Here is a 16,146-nt window from a genome sequence, read left to right as displayed (position 1 = left end):
ACGTAAGGTACTCAGCCGACCGGCACCCGGACGCGGATCAGCGGGGCGGACGGCGACCACTAGACTCTGCGACATGGCAAAGCCCCAGGAGAAGGTCTCGTTCGGCCAGCGGCTGAAGCAGATCGGGATGGTGTTCCAGTTCACCGCCAAGCAGGACCGGTGGTTCGCGCCGCTGGTCGCCGCCGCGGTGCTGCTCCCGCTCGCCCTCACCGTGGTCGCGGTCATCCTCTGGGGCTGGATCTGGCTGCCGCTGGGCATCCTGTTCGCCCTGCTCGCGGTGCTGATCGTGCTGAACCTGCGGTCCAACAAGGCGATGATGAACGCCGCCGAGGGGCAGCCCGGCGCGGCGGCGCAGATCATGGAGAACATGCGCGGTGACTGGCGGGTGACCCCTGCGGTCAGCTCCACCACCCAGATGGACATGGTCCACCTGGTGATCGGCCGGCCGGGCGTGATCCTGCTGGCCGAGGGCAACCCGCAGCGGGTGCGTGGCCTGCTCGGGCAGGAGAAGCGGCGGCTGTCGAAGGTGATCGGCTCCGCCCCCCTGCACGACTACGTGATCGGCCAGGACGAGGGCGAACTGCCCATCCGCAAACTGCGCACGACGCTGCTGCGCCTGCCCCGCGCCCTCTCCGGCAAGGACGTCAACTCGCTGGACAAGCGACTCAAGGCGCTCACCGCCCGTCCGCAGATGCCCAAGGGCGCGATCCCGAAGAACATGCGGCCGCCAGGCGCGTTCCGCCAGTCGCGGGGCCGCTGACCCCTTCGACGTACGCCGAGAAGAGCCGGTCCCGCCCGGGTCGGCCTCGGCCCGACCATGATCGTGCTCGATCCTGGATCTAGTGGGCTCGCGCGCGGGCTATGCCACTACATCCTGGATCGAGCGCGATCTTGCGGGGTCCAGGACACGGTGGCCCGCAGGTCGCGAAGGGGGTCGCAGGTCGCGAAGGGCCCGCAGGTCGCGGGGGGGGGCGCGGGGGCTGGGATCGGCCTTGGTGGCGGCGGACTCAGCCTCGGGGGGCGTCGACGACGACCGAGTCGGCGACCCGGTCGTGCAGGCCGCGACGGTGTCCGTCCATGATCAGCGCGGGGACGACGAGGGCCAGCAGCAGGCCCCGGATCAGTCCGCGGAGCAGCCCGATCCGGCCGCCGTCGCGCCAGTTCACGCAGCGGATCTTCGTGATGTACATGCCGGGTGTCTGGGCGAACAGGCCGAGGAAGATGCCGTACTCGACGACCAGCACCAGCACCGGGGCCCAGCCGTCGCGCACCGGGTCGGCGAAGAGGTTGGACACCAGGAGGCAGAGCACCCAGTCGATGATCAGCGCCCCGAACCGCTTGCCGAGGCTCGGCGGAGTGAAGGTGGGATCGGTGGCCGGTGCTGCCGGGGCGTGCGGATTGGTCACAGCGGTCAAGGGTATCCGCGCCCTGGTGAGGCACCGCCGGGTGCCGTCACCGCTGCGCGCCGATTCGGGCCAAAGGCATCAGATGTCCTTACAATGGCACAGCCGGTACGACGTTCGCGGTGGGCCGGGAGCGGGACGGGAGCGTCGCTGACGCTCCGCGAGGGACGTAACACGGCAGAAACAACGGAGACATGGCCGGGCAACCGCTTGGCCCTAGCGTCGCCAGAAGCCTAGCCACCCCGTGGACGTGCCAGGAGGATGTGTGTTCGCCAATCCCGAGGAACTGCTGCGATACCTCAAGAACGAGGACGTGAAGTTCGTCGACGTTCGTTTCTGTGACCTGCCCGGCGTGATGCAGCACTTCAACCTGCCGGTCGAGTCCGTCAACGACGACCTCTTCACCGACGGCCTCGCGTTCGACGGTTCGTCGATCCGCGGTTTCCAGGCGATCCACGAGTCGGACATGCTCCTGCTCCCGGATGTCGCCACCGCGTTCATCGACCCGTTCCGGGCGCAGAAGACCCTCGCCCTGAACTTCTTCATCCACGACCCGTTCACCCGCGAGGCCTACAGCCGGGACCCGCGTAACGTCGCGAAGAAGGCCGAGGCGTACCTGGCCGCGAGCGGCATCGCCGACACCGCCTATTTCGGCGCCGAGGCGGAGTTCTACATCTTCGACTCGATCCGTCACGAGACCTCGGCGAACCAGTCGTTCTACTACATCGACTCGGTCGAGGGCGCGTGGAACACCGGCCGCGAAGAGGACGGCGGCAACCGCGGTTACAAGACCGCGTACAAGGGTGGCTACTTCCCGGTGCCCCCGGTCGACCACTATGCCGACCTGCGCGACTCGATCGTGCGCCGGCTCGTCGACACCGGCTTCACCGTGGAGCGCTCGCACCACGAGGTGGGCACCGCCGGCCAGTCCGAGATCAACTACCGGTTCTCGACCCTGCTGCACGCCGCCGACCAGCTCCAGCTCTTCAAGTACATCGTGAAGAACGAGGCCTGGGCCAACGGCAAGACCGCGACCTTCATGCCCAAGCCGCTGTTCGGCGACAACGGCTCCGGCATGCACACCCACCAGAGCCTCTGGCTCAACGGTGAGCCGCTGTTCTACGACGAGACCGGCTACGCCGGCCTGTCCGACACCGCCCGCTGGTACATCGGCGGTCTGCTGCACCACGCGCCGTCGCTGCTGGCGTTCACCAACCCGACGGTCAACTCGTACCGCCGCCTGGTGCCCGGCTACGAGGCGCCGGTCAACCTGGTCTACTCGCAGCGCAACCGCTCCGCCTGCACCCGCATCCCGGTGACCGGCAGCAACCCGAAGGCCAAGCGCGTCGAGTTCCGCGTTCCGGACCCGTCGGCCAACGTCTACCTGGCCTTCTCGGCCATGATGATGGCCGGCCTGGACGGCATCAAGAGCAAGATCGAGCCGCCAACGCCGATCGACAAGGACCTCTACGACCTCCCGCCGGAGGAGTGGGGCGACGTCAAGCAGGTGCCGGGCTCGCTGCCGGCCGTGCTCGACTCGCTGGAGGCCGACCACGACTACCTGCTCGACGGCGGCGTCTTCACCCCCGACCTGATCTCCACCTGGGTCGAGTGGAAGCGCGCCAACGAGGTCGACCCAGTGCGCCTGCGCCCGACCCCGCACGAGTTCGCCATGTACTACGACTGCTGAGCAGTCACCGATTCACCGGTCGGGCCGGCTCCGCAGTGCGGGGCCGGCCCGACCCGTCTCCGGGACCACCCGTACCCGTACCACGATCCGCACAACTTCCCTGATGTTGCTGTCTCCTACGCACGGCGAGGCAACAACATCCCTGATGTTGCGCTGATCTTCGCCGCCGAATGCGTCGTGCGGCGCAATCATGTCAGCCGGAGCGGCGGGGGGCGCGCCCGCGGCGGGACGCGCGGCGCGCGCCGACCAGGAGGGCGGCCAGGAGCACGGCGGTCATCGCCAGGGCGCCCGGGGCCTTGGTGACGCGGGCCAGGTTCGTGCCGTCGGGCAGGGTGAGGAAGGCGGCCGCCGCGACCGGCAGCACGAACCACGTCGTACGGGCGGCGGTGAGGGCGAGCAGCGCCAGCGGCCAGGTCGCGTACCAGGGGTGGAAGACCGGAGACAGGACGACGGCGGCGACCAGTGCCAGCGCCGCCCCACGCAGCGCCGCCCGGGGACGCAGCGGCACCCGGAATCTCGTCTGGCGGACGTCGTCCAGCGTCCGCCAGGTCCGCCACCAGAGCACCGCCAGCACCCCGGCGAGCAGCAGCAACGCGACCGCCCGGAGCACCGGCACGGCCTGCGCGTCCCGGCCGGCCAGCGCACCGGCGTAGTCCACCACAAAGCCGACGGCGGTGGGTGGCGACGTCCACTGCTCCGAGTCGCCACTGTGGGTGAGCCCACCGACCCAGCCGAACCCGAGGCCGGACACCGCCGAGGTGACCAGTAGCGCGGCGAGCAGCCCGCCGGCCAGCCAGCCGCCGTCGCGCAGCAGCGCCCGTCCGGCGTACCGACCGTGCACGCCGGCCAGGACGGCGAACGGCACCACCACCACGGCGCTGGCCTTCACCGTGACGGCCAGCCCGAGCAGTGCCCCGGCCAGCAGCAACGCCGCCGGCCGGCCCGGTCGACGGACCACGATCAGCAGCCCGCACAGCAGCAGGCCCACCATCACGGCGTCGTTGTGCGCGCCGGCCACCAGGTGTACGCCGACCAGCGGGCAGGCAAGCAGCAGCCAGACCGCCCGCCGGGAGGGCACTCCGGCGGCTCGCGCCAGCCCGGGCAGGCAGAACGCGGCCAGCAGCAGCCCCGCCACGGCGATCACCCGCAGCGCCGCGATGGTGCCGGTGAGTCCGCCACCGAGGCCGACCGCGAGCGCCGCGAGCAGGACGAAGACCGGCCCGTACGGTGCCGGGGTGTCCCGCCAGATCGGCGCGACCGTGTCCACCCACGGGCAGCCCGCCGCCGCCACCCCGACCGCGTACGGGTCGACGCCGTGCGCGTACGTCCAGCCCTGGCAGGCGTACGAGTAGACGTCCCGGCTGCCCAGCGGAGGCGCGACCAACAGCGGCAGTGCCCACAGTCCGGCGGTGACGTACGCCCACCGGGTCGACGGTCCACCTTCGCGCAGCGACCACCACGCCCCGACGAGCAGCGCGGTGCCGACCAGCCAGCAGATCAGGGTGGCCGGGCCGCCCGGGGCTCGCCAGATCGACACCGGTGTCCCGCCGAACGGGGCGTCGGGCAACGCCCCGCCGAGGTACCCGGCCACGGCGAGCAGGACCGCGCCGGCCAGGCCCGCGTAGCGGGCGGAACGCCCGGCCCGGCCCGCGTACCGGGAGGAGGGCGCGCCGGGAGCGGTCACCGGCGCACCTTCCCTCAGTCGGCGGCGACCGGCTGGCGGGTCGCCCGAGCCGACCGTACCAACCGGATGACCACCACGATCACCAACAGCGTCATCAGCGGCGCCCCGACCGTCTTGGTGTACCGGGGCAGCCCGGTGCCGTCGGGCAGCACGAGGAAGGACGCGACCAGGGCGACCACGGTGAACCATCTGGTCCGCTGGGCGGTGGCCGCCAGCACGAACAACGGCCAGGTCCAGTACCAGGGGTGCACCACTGGGGCGAGCGCGACGGTGAGGGCGAGCGCGAGGCCGGCGTGGTAGAGCGGGTCGCGGGTGCGGGCCCGCCACCAGAGCCAGACGAGCAGGATGGCCAGGACGACCACGGCGATCCCACGGGTCACCGGCAGGGCGTCGATGTGACCGCCGAACAGCGCGGCGACGTACCCGATCGTCTGCCCGACGGCGGTCGGCGGGGAGGTCCAGGCGATGGCGGCGCCGCCCTGGGACAGCCCGCCGACCCACCCGAAGTCCAGCCCGCCGGCGACGGTCACGCCGACGACGGTGGCGGCCGCGCCGCCGACCACCCAGCCGCCGTCGCGGATCAGCGTCCGGATCCGGTACGGCCCGGCGGTGGCCGCCAGCGCGGCGAACGGCACCACCACCACGGCGGTCACCTTGATGGCCACCGCGACGCCGAGGAGCAGCCCGCCGACCAGCAGCAGTGCGCGCCGACCCGGGTACGCCGCCACCACGGCCAGCCCACCGACCAGCGCGGCGAGCATCAGCACGTCGTTGTGGGGGCCGCCGATGAGGTGCGCGGCGACCAGCGGGGAGCCCAGCGCCAGCCACACCGCCCGCTTCGGTGGCACACCGGCACGACGGGCCAGCGCCGGTAGGGCCCACGCGGTGAACAGCACCCCGACCAGCGACAGTGCCCGGAACACGACGATGCTGGCGGTCAGCGAACCGGTGGCCTTGACCACGGCGCCCGCGATGAGCACGAAGAGCGGCCCGTACGGCGCGGGGGTGTCGCGCCAGATCACCGAGACCGTGTCCAGCCAGGGGCAGGGCAGCGCGGAGACGCCCTGCTCGTACGGGCTGATGCCGCCGGCGAAGCTGGCGCCCTGGCAGGCGTACGCGTACACGTCCCGGCTGCCGAACGGCGGTGCGACCAGCAACGGCAGCAGCCAGAGCCCGACGGTGACCAGGGCCCACCGCGTCGACGGTCCACCGTCGCGCAGCGCCCACCAGGCGTACGCCAGCAGGCCGGTGCCGACCGCCCAGGCGGAGAGGATCAGCGGGCCGTTCGGGCCCTGCCAGATGCTGACCGGGGTGCTGCGCAGAGGGCCGCCGGGGAACGCGCCCCCGAGGTAGGCGGAGATCGCGAGCAGCGTCGAGCCGGCCAGGCCGGTCCAGCGTGCGAGGTGGGAAGGCACGCCCGACATGCTGCCAGCACGTCGGTCCCGGGACGACGGCAGCATCATCAGCAGTGGTTCGCCGGTGTGAGCCCGCTGGAGATCGAATAGTCGCCGGCGGTGCGGACCCGCACCTCGGTCCACCCGTCCGCGCCGGCTCGCAGACAGCCGTCCGGGCCGGTCAGCGACAGCCAGCGCGACCAGCGCACCCGCACGAGCACGTCACCCGGTTCGGCGCTCAGCCGGACCGCTCCCCGGTCGGCGGTGACGAGCTGCCCCGGGGCACCGACCAGCGGTGTCGGGTCGACCACGGCGTACATCCGCCAGGTCGGGTCACGCCAGACCTCCCGCAGGTAGGGCAGGCCGGTGCCGATCAGCGCGGCCTCGTCGCGGCCCCACCGGTCGGCGGGCGCGTCCGGGGCGAGCACCACGTAGGTCACCGCCTCGTGGCGGAGCCACTGCTCGTACGTCCGCGCGTTCAGGCTGCCGTCGTAGAACAGCGCGTTGCGGTCGCTGTCGACCTGGCGTTCCCAGCCCCGGGCCAGCGGCACGGTCGGCGGGAGGTACGCAGACTCCCAATGGTCGCGCAGCGGCACCACCTCGACCCGCCCGACCGGCTGCCGTCGGTCGAGTTCCGCGACGAGCGGCCGGTGGAAAGCCGCGGCGCTCTCCGGGGCGCCGGCCCGGGTCACGTCGCTCGTCATCACCGGCGACTGCCACCACACGGTCGCGGCGAGTAGCCCGGCCAGCCACGGCCCCGGCAGCGCGGCGTACCCGGCCAGCACGGGCAGGGCGAACAGCATCGGCAGCCGCAGCGCGTTGGACCCGATTGGGCTGGGCACGTAGTACGCGCCGACCAGCAGCAGCACCGTGAGCAGCGCGCCGATGGGCAGCACCCGGCGGCGACGCGGCAGCACGACCGCCACCAGCACCGCGAGCGCGACGTTGATCCGCATCGACTCGGCCGAGTACGGCTGGGTGCCACCGTTGCCGAAGAGGACCGCGATCGGGGCCACCGTGGCGGCGGGCGCCACGGCCAGCACGAACCCCTCCGCCAGTGGTCGCTCGATCCGCCAGCCGCCGGGCAGCGGACGGCCCGGCCCGGCACCGGTTCGCAGGGCGGACAGCAGCAACGCCGCGCCGGCCAGCCCGGTGAACAGGCCGGCGACCGGGCTGGCCGCCGTGGCCAGGGCGGCGCAGCCGGCCGCGAGGGTCAGCCGGACCCAGCGTGGCGGGCGGTCCGCGCTGACCGCGCAGAGCGCCAGCAGCCCGAACGCCAACCCCACCGCGAAGGTGATCCGGCCGCTCGCCAGGTTGCCGACCAGCACCACGGCGCCCAGCACGCCGGCCAGCAGCGGCCGACGGGCCCGGTTGCGGGTGAACAGCCAACCGAGCGCGGCAGCGCCGAGCACGGCGGCGACCGCCCCCAACGGACGCACCCCGATGAGCGCGCCCAACCGGGCCGTGAACAGGCTGTAGCCGTACTGGTCGACGCCGCCGTACCAGCCGAAGTCGATTGGCGCGGCGCCGTACCGCTGGGCGAACTCGGCGCGGGCCACCTGCGCGGCGAGGTCGGTGCCCATCGGCGGCGCGAGCAGGAACGCGACGGCGAGCACCACGGCCACCCCGGTCGCCGCCGCCCAGGCGGTGCGCTGCCCGGCCGGGCGCGCCGACGCGTCAGGCATTGAGGACACGTTCCGCCGCGGCTCGGGAGCGGCGGCCGGTGCGCAGGTACTCGTCGAGGAACTCCCCCGGGTCGTCGCGGCCGAGCAGCCGGACCACCCCGGCCAGCTCCACCCCGTGCCGGGGCAGCTGGTCGCCGGCCCGGCCCCGGACCAGCATCAGCGCGTTGCGGACCTGCGCGGCCAGGGACCAGCCGGCGGCCATCTCCGCGGCGTCCATCGGGTCGATCAGGCCGGCCCGCTCGGCCGCCGCGAGGGCGTCGAGGGTACGCGTGTCGCGTAGCGCCGGATTCGCGCCGGCGTGCCGGAGCTGGACGAGCTGCACCGCCCACTCCACGTCGGCGAGCCCGCCCCGGCCCAGCTTGGTGTGGGTGGCCGGGTCGGCGCCCCGGGGCAGCCGTTCGGTCTCCACCCGGGCCTTGATCCGGCGGATCTCGACGACCTGCTCGCGGGTCAGCCCGTCGGCCGGATACCGCACCGGGTCGATCATCGCCTCGAACTCGGCGCCCAGGTCGGCGTCACCGCAGACGAACCGGGCGCGCAGCAGCGCCTGCGCCTCCCACACCCGCGACCAGCGGGCGTAGTACTGCGCGTACGCGGCGATGCTGCGCACCAGCGGCCCCTGCCGGCCCTCCGGGCGCAGGTCGGCGTCGACGCCCAGCGGCGGGTCGGGGGCGGGTACGCCGAGCAGTCGGCGCAGTTCCTCGGCGATGGCGTGCGCGGCGGCGCTGGCCGCGCTCTCGCTGCTGCCGGCGGGCGGGTCGTAGACGAAGAGCACGTCGGCGTCGGAGAGGTAGTTCGACTCGTACCCGCCGAGCCGGCCCATGCCGATGACGGCGAACCGCAGCCCTTCCGGCCCCGGCTGGCTGGCCTGGGCGGCGCGCAGCGCGGCGGCCAGGGTGGCGTCGGTGACGTCGGCGAGCGCCGTCCCCACGCCGGTGACGTGGGCCAGCCCGGGGGCGGGCCGCTTCGTGCCGTCCGGTCGGGTCGGCGTGGGTGCGAGCGCGCCGGCGCGGCAGAGCAGGTCGGCGCACGCCACCCGGACCAGTTCCCGCCGCCGCAGCGCCCGCACCGCGCGGGTCGCCTCGACCGGGTCGGTGTGCCGGGCGGCGGCCGCCAGGAACCCCTCCCGCAGCACCTCGCGCGACCGCGGCGCCAGCTCGTTCTCCTCGGCCAGCAGCCGCAGCGCCTCCGGGTCGCGGGCGAGCAGGTCGGCGACGTAGCGGGACAGGGCGAGCACGCGGGCCAGCCGCCGGGCGACCGGGCCGCCGTCGCGCAGCAGCCGCAGATACCAGGGTGTGCTGCCGAGCTTGTCGGAGACCTTGCGGTAGTTGAGCAGCCCCCGGTCCGGTTCCGGCGCGTCGGCGAACTCGCTGAGCAGCACCGGCAGCAGGGTCCGCTGGATCGCCGCGGTGCGGCTCACCCCGCCGGTGAGCGCCTGGAGGTGCCGCAGCGCCCCGGCCGGGTCGGCGAACCCGAGGATCTCCAGGCGGTGCCGGGCCGCCTCCGGGGTGAGTCGCAGCCCGTCGGCCGGCACCCGGGCCACCGACTCCAGCAGCGGCCGGTAGAGCAGTTTGGCGTGCAGCCGACGTACCTCGGCGGCGTGGGTGACCCACTCGGCGCGGAAGCTCTCCACGGCGCTGCGCCCCGGCGTGGCGGTGTAGCCCAGCGCGGCGGCCAGCCAGCGCAACGCGGCCGGCTCGGTGGGCACGGTGTGCGTACGCCGCAGGGCCTGCAACTGGAGGCGGTGCTCGACGCTGCGCAGGAAGCGGTAGCCGCGCAGCAGCGACTCGCCGTCGGCGCGGCCGACGTAGCCGCCGGCGACGAGCGCGCGCAGCGCCGGGATCGTGCCGGGCGCCCGCAGCGTCTCGTCACCGCGACCGTGCACGAGTTGCAGCAGCTGGACGGCGAACTCGATGTCGCGCAGCCCACCCGGACCGCGCTTGATCTCGCGTTCCAGCTCCTTGGGCGGGATGTTGTCGATGATCCGGCGGCGCATCGCGCGGACGTCCTCGACCGCCTCGGGTCGTTCGGCGGCCCGCCACACCAGCGGCGCGAGCTGGTCGACCCACTCCTGGGCCAGCGGCAGGTCCCCGGCGGCCGGGCGGGCCTTGAGCAGCGCCTGGAACTCCCAGGTACGCGCCCACCGGCGGTAGTAGGCGAGGTGACTGGCGAGGGTACGCACCAGCGGCCCCCGGCTGCCCTCCGGTCGTAGTGCGGCGTCCACCGGCCAGGCGACCAGCCCGCAGATGGCGATCAGCCGGGTCGCCACCAGGGTCGCGGCGGGCAGGTCGGCGTCCTCGGCGGCCACGAAGATGACGTCCACGTCGGAGACGTAGTTCAGCTCGCCGCCGCCGCACTTGCCCATCGCCACGACCGCCAGCCGGGGCCGTTCGGTGCCGTCGGCCAGCTCGTCGACGGCGATCTCGTACGCCGCGGCCAGGGTCGCGTCGGCCAGCGCGGACAGCGCGGCCATGGTCTGCTCCAGGCCGCGCCCGCCGGTGAGGTCGGCCGCCGCGATCCGCAGCAGCGCCAGGCGGTACGCGGTCCGCAGCACCGCCACCGGGTTGCCCTCGCCGGTGAGGTCCAGCCGACCCTCGGCGGTGGGCGCGAGCCCGTCCGGGGCGGTCCGCAGCGCCCGGTAGTGCTCGGGGTGGGCCACCAGGTGGTCGCCGAGCGCCGACGAGGCGCCGAGCACCGCGATCACCCGCCGCCGCAGGCCGGGATCGGCGTGCAGGTCCGCGAGCAGCGGCGACGCGGCGTTTCCCCCGCTCGTGCGGCGTTCGGCCTCGACGATGCGGTGCAGTTGGCGCAACGCCAGGTCCGGGTCGGCGGCCCGAGACAGCGCGGCGAGCAGCTCCCCCGCCGCCTCGTCGACCGGCTCCTGCTCGTCGGGTCGCCACAACCGGAGCCCGTCCGGGCCGAGCAGGTCGGCGGCGCGTGCCCCGCCGTCGCCGTCGGCGGTGCCGAAGCCGTAGCGGGCGAGCCGCCCCGGTGCCCTGGTCGGCCGGCTCATCAGTGCCCGAGCAGCGGCAGACCGCGCCGCATCGTGCTGTCGTCCAGCTCGCCGAGCGCGAGCGCGGCGAACCGGGCGGCGAACGGCTGCCAGACCTCCTCGACGTCCACCATCACCGAGTCGCAGGCCGCGATCACCAGCTCCGGGTCGTACCCCAGCTCGGCGAGCTGGGTCGAGTCGGTGGCCCAGTCGGTGATCATCGCGGTGTCGCACTCGATGTGGAACTGCAGCCCCCAGGCCCGGTCACCGAGCCGGAACGCCTGGTGCGGGTAGCGGGTGGAGGCGGCCAGCAGGGTCGCGCCCCGGGGCAGTTCGGTGATCTCGTCGGAGTGCCACTGGAGCACGTCCGGGATCAGCGGCACGTACCGGAACAGCGGGTCGTTCTCGGCGGCGTCGCGCCGGCCGACCACGCCGGGGCCGATCTCCGGGCCGGACGGGCTCCGCTCGACCAACCCCGCGTGCGCGGTGGCGAGCAGCTGCGCGCCCAGGCAGACGGCCAGGGTGGGCACCCGGTAGCGGACCGCCTTGCGCAGCAGGCCCTCCACGGCGGGGAACCAGGGCGCGCCGGGCGAGCCGTCCGGCAGCGGGTACGCCTGCTGGTCGCCGCCGAGCACCACCAGCGCCGCGTACCCCTCCAGGTCGGCGGGGAGCTCGTCGCCGGCGTGCGGGCGGACGACCCACAGCTCCAGCCCGGCCTCGGTCAGCCACTCACCCAGTCGGCGCGCGTCGTCCGTCGGGTCGTTCTCGATCACCAGCGCGGTTGCCACCCGTCGAGGCTAGCCGGTGCATGATGTGCCGCCACGCCCCGCCACGGGCCGCGTCGCCGTCCGCCGCCCGTGGGCGGTTCCGCCGTCGGCGGGGTCGTTAGGCTCTGCGGTTGTGATCAGCGAGGACTCGGCCGTCGTCCGCCCGCCCGTGCTGCGCCCGGGTGACACGGTGCTGCTGGTGTCACCGTCCGGGCCGACCACTCCGGAGCGGGTGGCGCGGGGGATGGAACTGCTCACCGGTTGGGGTCTGCGGCCGGTGCCGGCGCCGAGCGCGTACGCCCGGCACGGCTACCTGGCCGGCACGGACGACCTGCGCGCCGCCGACCTGAACGCGGCCTTCGCCGACCCGGAGATCCGCGGGGTGATCTGCACCCGGGGCGGCTACGGCGCGCAGCGGATCGTCGACGCCATCGACATGGCGGCCGTCCGCCGCGACCCGAAGGTGGTGGCCGGCTTCTCCGACATCACCGCCCTGCAGTTCGCGCTGTGGCGGGGCGCCCGGCTGGCCGGCGTCCACGGCCCGGGGGCGGCCTGGCGCGACGAGCGCACCCCCCTGCGGTCGGCCGAGTCGCTGCACGCCGCGCTGATGACCACCGAGGCGGTGTCGGTCACCGCCGTGCCGGCCGAGGACACCTTCGGGGTACGCGTACCGGGTCGGACCACCGGCACCCTGCTCGGCGGCAACCTGTGCATGATCACCGCGTCGATCGGCACGCCGGACCTGCCCGACCTGACCGGGGCGGTGCTGTTGATCGAGGACGTGCAGGAGCCCCCGTACAAGGTCGACCGGATGCTCACCCAGCTGCGCCGGGCCGGCGCGCTGGACGGGCTGGCCGGCGTGGCGGTCGGGCAGTTCACCGACTGCGCCGACGGCTGGGACACCACGGTCGTCGATGTCCTCAGCGAACAGCTCGGTGACCTGGGCGTACCGGTCCTCGGTGGCCTCCCGATCGGCCACGGCCCCGGCCAGCTCACGGTCCCGGTAGGCACCAGAGCGACCCTGAACACCGACACCGACACCCTCACAGTCACCCCCGCCGTCCAGTAACCCCACCCCCACCCCCACCCCCTCCCACCCCCCTCCCCCTCCCACCCCGCTCTCCCCCGGTGATCAAGAGGTTTGCGTCATTCTCGGCCGGGATTCTGACGCAAACCTCTTGATCAACTGGTCCGGGTGGGGGTCAGGTGGGCCAACGTGCCGATCTCCAGGGCGACCCAGACGCCGTCGGCGTCGACCGTGATGCCGTGCGGTTCGGCGTTGGGGGTGGGTAGGTCGTAGCTCTCGATCCGTCCGGCACGGTCGATGTGGCCGATCCGGTTGGCGCCCCACTCGGTGAACCACGCGCCACCGGCCGGATCGGCGACGATCGCGTGCGGACGGGCCGCACGGTCCGGCAGCGGAAACTCGACGACGTCGCCATCCGGGGTGATCCGGCCGAGCTGACCGGCGAGGATCTCCACGAACCAGAGGGCACCATCGCCACCGAGGGTGATGCCGACCGGGCCAGCGTTCGCGGTGGGCAACGGGTGCACTGTCGCCCTGCCGTCGAGGTCGATCCGGCCGATCGCGTTCGCCTGGTTGAGGGTGAACCAGAGGGCCGAATCCGGGCCCGCGGTGATCATCGAGGGCACACCACCGGCCAACGGCAGCGGGAACGCGGTGACCGTGCCGTCGGTGCCCACCCGGCCGATCGTGTCGGAGGTCATCCCCGCGTACCAGAGCGCACCATCGGGTCCGGCGGTGATACCGCCCGGCCCGGTGCCGTCCGGAAGGGCGATCGTGCGCTGCTCCCCGTCGACGCTGAGCCGACCGATCCGGTCGTCCCCCGAGCGGGTGAACCAGAGGGCGTCGTCCGGGCCGGCGGTGATGATCAACGGGCGACCGCCGGCCGGCTCCAGCGGGTAGGTCCGAACCGCACCATCGGCCCCCAGGCGGGCGATCCCGCCGGCATGGGCCAGCGTCAGCCACAGCGCGCCGTCGGGGCCGACCGTGATGCCGTACGGGCCGGCGCCCGGCTCGGCGAGCGGTATCTCCCGAATCTCGACGGTCATCACAAGCGGTGTCCTTCCTTCCGTCGGTGGATCGCCAACCCTGACGGCTCGTCCGGCGACGACGCAACCGGTTTGACCGCCTTGACGCCCCGGATTGTCAGCCCGCTGACAGGGTCGCCACGGGTTGCGCCCAGGCTGACCGGTCACCGTCGGTGACGACATCGCAGCATCACCGACCTTCTGGAGGACAGCATGTCCCGCACCATCCGTAGGAAGCACCTGCTGGCCGGTCTGGCCACCGCCGGCGTCCTCGGCGTGGGGATCGCGGCCCCGACGATCGCGTTCGCCGCGGACACCCCAACGCCGAGCGCCAGCAGCACCGCCGACGGCTCCGGCCCCGGCGCCGGCCCGGCGAAGGCCGACCGGCAGGGCGAGTTCGCCGAGGCGCTCGCCAAGGAGCTGGGTGTCCCCACCGACAAGGTGACCGCCGCGCTGGAGAAGGTCCGCGAGCAGCACCGCCCGGCCGACCGGCCGCAGCGCCCGTCCGCCGAGGATCGGCAGGCCGCCCTCAAGCAGCGGCTGGACCAGGCGGTCAAGGACGGCAAGCTCACCCAGGAGCAGGCCGACGCCATCACCAAGGCCGTCGAGGCCGGCGTCTTCCCCGGCCCCGGCGGCCACCGCGGCCCGGGCGGTCACGGCGGCCCCGCCGGCACGCCCGGCAAGTAACCTCCCGGGGCAGGCCCAGGCCCGCCCGGGCCTGCCCCAGGCTTGCCCCCCGGGCCTGCGGCAGGCCCGCTCGGCACCGGTCGGGTGCCGGCGTGTCAGGCCGGCGGGGGCGTGAACACGCCGAGGTGATTGCCCGCCGGGTCAAGCAGGTGGGCCAACGTGAGCCCGCTCGGCGTCGTACGTGCCGCCACCAGCACCTTCCCGCCGGCCGCCTCGGCCCGACGGCAGGTCTCCGGCACGTCGGCGACCTCGGCGTAGAACATCGCGTAGTTCGGCGACGTCCCGTCGGTCCCCCGGATCGCCCCGCCGATCCCGGCGTCGCCGCCGGCCCCGGTCACCCGGTAGGACCCGCCGCTGGCCGCGCCCTGCTCCTCGAAGGTCCAGCCGAACAGCTCGCCGTAGAAGCGTTCCGCCTCCTCCGGCCGGTCGGTGCCGATCTCGAACCAGGTGATGGGCGTCGTGGACATCCGCTGCCTCCAGAGTTTTCCGCGCGGCCGTTCGGCCGTCGTCCGGAGCAGTCTCGGAGCCGTCCGCGACACCGTCCTGTCGGTGTTTCCGAATCACCCGCCGGAGTTTTCGCCCCTCACACCAGGCTCAGCGCGCGGACCCGTTCGCGCGGAATGTCGAGGTCGGTCAGGGTCAGCTCCCGGGACACCACCTCTGGCAGCGCGCGGACGCTCCCGATCCGGTCGGTACGGAAGCACCGCAGTTCGTCGCGGAGCCGGCACCAGGCCAGCAAATACCAGTGTCGGGAGTTGCCCAGGTAGCCCAACGGTTCGACGTCACGCACCGAGTCCGCGCCGGCGCGGTCGGCGTACCGGATGCGCAGCACCCGCCGCGCGAAGACCGCGTCGGCGACGATGGCCGGGACGGGCGTGGCCGGCCCGTCGCCGATCAGGTGCACCCGGCCGGCGAGGCGGTGCGCCGCGGCGGCGTCGGCGGCCGGCAGCACCGCCACCAGCTTGCGCAGCGCGGTGGCCCCCGGCCCGGCGAACGGCGTGCCCGCGAGCCGGTGCAGCGCGACGGCCATCGCCACCGCCTCGGACGCGGTCAGGTTGACCGGTGGCAGGGTGCGGGCGCGGTCCAGCACGTAGCCGCCGGTGCGCCCCGGCTCGGCCCAGATCGGCACACCGGCCTCCTGGAGCGCGCCGATGTCCCGTTCGATGGTCCGGCTGCTCACCTCGAAGCGGGCGGCCAGCCAGCGGGCGCTGCGCGGCCGTGGCGACACCGCCCGCAACTCCTCGACCAACGCGTAGAGCCGGTCCGTGCGGTTCATTCCCGCACGCTACGACCGGGGTACGACGCCCTCTGGCGCCCGCGCTCAGGCGATGCAGGCGCAGACGATCAACGCGGCGCCGAAGTGGGTGGCGGCGCTGACCCGGGCCGCCGGATGCGGCTCGGGCGAGCAGATGACCTCGCCCAGCTTGCCGGGGGTGAGCAGGTCGAGCACCACGAACGCCAACGCCATGATGCCCAGCCCGAGCAGACCGAACACCACGGTGGAGGCGAGCCCCTTACCGAAGTCGCTGTAGCTGGTCAGGATCGCGGTGAAGACGATCCCGGCGATGCCGAGCTGGTTGGCGGCGAGCAGCAGCCCCGCGTTGGCGTTGCGGTCCACCCAGATCAGGTCCCGCAACCGCCCCGGGGTGAGCAGGTCGACCAGGCCGAACCCGGCCGCCATCAGGCCCACGCCGACGATCCCGAACACGACGCTCTGCCAGGCACCGCTGAGCAGATCCTCCAGCACCGACTGCCTCCCGACTCTCCGCCCGGAGGGGTACCGGCGCGGTGA

The 16,146-nt window shown here is 73.8% G+C and carries 14 protein-coding genes; 4 read left to right on the top strand and 10 right to left on the bottom strand.

Annotation, left to right across the window (positions count from 1 at the left end; all coding sequences use genetic code 11):
• The first annotated feature begins 73 nt into the window (after nt 1–73).
• Nucleotides 74–760, top strand: coding sequence for a DUF4191 domain-containing protein (locus O7620_RS02605; RefSeq protein ID WP_151493395.1), 687 nt, complete (start codon nt 74–76; stop codon nt 758–760).
• A gap of 247 nt (nt 761–1,007) precedes the next feature.
• Here O7620_RS02605 and O7620_RS02600 read toward each other — a convergent pair whose 3' ends face one another.
• On the bottom strand, nt 1,008–1,406 hold the full coding sequence (locus tag O7620_RS02600; RefSeq protein WP_151492407.1) for an RDD family protein: 399 nt from the start codon (nt 1,404–1,406) through the stop codon (nt 1,008–1,010).
• Between the two features lie 262 nt (nt 1,407–1,668).
• Here O7620_RS02600 and glnA point away from each other — a divergent pair, with 262 nt between their 5' ends.
• Nucleotides 1,669–3,093, top strand: coding sequence for a type I glutamate--ammonia ligase (glnA, locus tag O7620_RS02595; RefSeq protein WP_278121697.1), 1,425 nt, complete (start codon nt 1,669–1,671; stop codon nt 3,091–3,093).
• Between the two features lie 193 nt (nt 3,094–3,286).
• On the opposite strand, the gene mptB (O7620_RS02590) is transcribed toward glnA, so the two are convergent.
• Genes mptB (O7620_RS02590) through O7620_RS02570 form a run of 5 tightly spaced genes read right to left on the bottom strand, consistent with a single transcriptional unit; the run spans nt 3,287 to nt 11,636 of the window.
• Entirely contained in the window at nt 3,287–4,777 is a 1,491-nt protein-coding gene (mptB, locus tag O7620_RS02590) for a polyprenol phosphomannose-dependent alpha 1,6 mannosyltransferase MptB (protein WP_278121695.1), read from the bottom strand.
• 14 nt (nt 4,778–4,791) lie between these two features.
• Nucleotides 4,792–6,192, bottom strand: a complete 1,401-nt coding sequence (gene mptB, locus O7620_RS02585) for a polyprenol phosphomannose-dependent alpha 1,6 mannosyltransferase MptB (protein ID WP_278121693.1) — start codon at nt 6,190–6,192, stop codon at nt 4,792–4,794.
• A gap of 47 nt (nt 6,193–6,239) precedes the next feature.
• Nucleotides 6,240–7,856 (bottom strand): hypothetical protein, encoded by a 1,617-nt coding sequence (locus O7620_RS02580; RefSeq protein WP_278121691.1) that lies wholly within the window; start codon nt 7,854–7,856, stop codon nt 6,240–6,242.
• Entirely contained in the window at nt 7,849–10,869 is a 3,021-nt protein-coding gene (locus O7620_RS02575; protein ID WP_278121689.1) for a bifunctional [glutamine synthetase] adenylyltransferase/[glutamine synthetase]-adenylyl-L-tyrosine phosphorylase, read from the bottom strand. Before O7620_RS02575 ends, O7620_RS02580 begins: the two co-directional genes overlap by 8 nt.
• The gene (locus O7620_RS02570) at nt 10,869–11,636 is read right to left on the bottom strand and encodes a type 1 glutamine amidotransferase (RefSeq protein WP_278121688.1); all 768 of its coding nucleotides are present in this window, start codon (nt 11,634–11,636) and stop codon (nt 10,869–10,871) included. Before O7620_RS02570 ends, O7620_RS02575 begins: the two co-directional genes overlap by 1 nt.
• A 112-nt stretch (nt 11,637–11,748) precedes the next feature.
• Between O7620_RS02570 and O7620_RS02565 the strand changes: the two genes are divergently transcribed.
• Nucleotides 11,749–12,684, top strand: coding sequence for an LD-carboxypeptidase (locus tag O7620_RS02565; protein ID WP_278121685.1), 936 nt, complete (start codon nt 11,749–11,751; stop codon nt 12,682–12,684).
• Between the two features lie 113 nt (nt 12,685–12,797).
• Here the strand turns inward: O7620_RS02565 and O7620_RS02560 are convergent, their stop codons facing one another.
• Nucleotides 12,798–13,688, bottom strand: coding sequence for a virginiamycin B lyase (locus tag O7620_RS02560; protein ID WP_278121684.1), 891 nt, complete (start codon nt 13,686–13,688; stop codon nt 12,798–12,800).
• 192 nt (nt 13,689–13,880) lie between these two features.
• Here O7620_RS02560 and O7620_RS02555 point away from each other — a divergent pair, with 192 nt between their 5' ends.
• On the top strand, nt 13,881–14,354 hold the full coding sequence (locus O7620_RS02555) for a hypothetical protein (protein WP_278121683.1): 474 nt from the start codon (nt 13,881–13,883) through the stop codon (nt 14,352–14,354).
• Nucleotides 14,355–14,449: 95 nt separating this feature from the next.
• Here the strand turns inward: O7620_RS02555 and O7620_RS02550 are convergent, their stop codons facing one another.
• From O7620_RS02550 to O7620_RS02540, 3 genes are all read right to left on the bottom strand, one after another.
• Nucleotides 14,450–14,821: a VOC family protein gene (locus O7620_RS02550; RefSeq protein ID WP_151492875.1), complete on the bottom strand. Its 372-nt coding sequence runs from the start codon at nt 14,819–14,821 to the stop codon at nt 14,450–14,452.
• Between the two features lie 116 nt (nt 14,822–14,937).
• Nucleotides 14,938–15,630 (bottom strand): YafY family protein, encoded by a 693-nt coding sequence (locus O7620_RS02545; protein ID WP_278121681.1) that lies wholly within the window; start codon nt 15,628–15,630, stop codon nt 14,938–14,940.
• A 45-nt stretch (nt 15,631–15,675) separates the two neighbouring features.
• Nucleotides 15,676–16,101, bottom strand: a complete 426-nt coding sequence (locus tag O7620_RS02540; protein ID WP_278121679.1) for a DUF350 domain-containing protein — start codon at nt 16,099–16,101, stop codon at nt 15,676–15,678.
• Nucleotides 16,102–16,146 lie beyond the last annotated feature (45 nt).

The sequence above is a fragment of the Micromonospora sp. WMMD710 genome (genome assembly GCF_029626045.1).
Lineage (GTDB): Bacteria > Actinomycetota > Actinomycetes > Mycobacteriales > Micromonosporaceae > Micromonospora.
The sequence above is the reverse complement of the archived record's forward strand: the minus strand, read 5'-3'. Positions and strand labels throughout refer to the sequence as shown.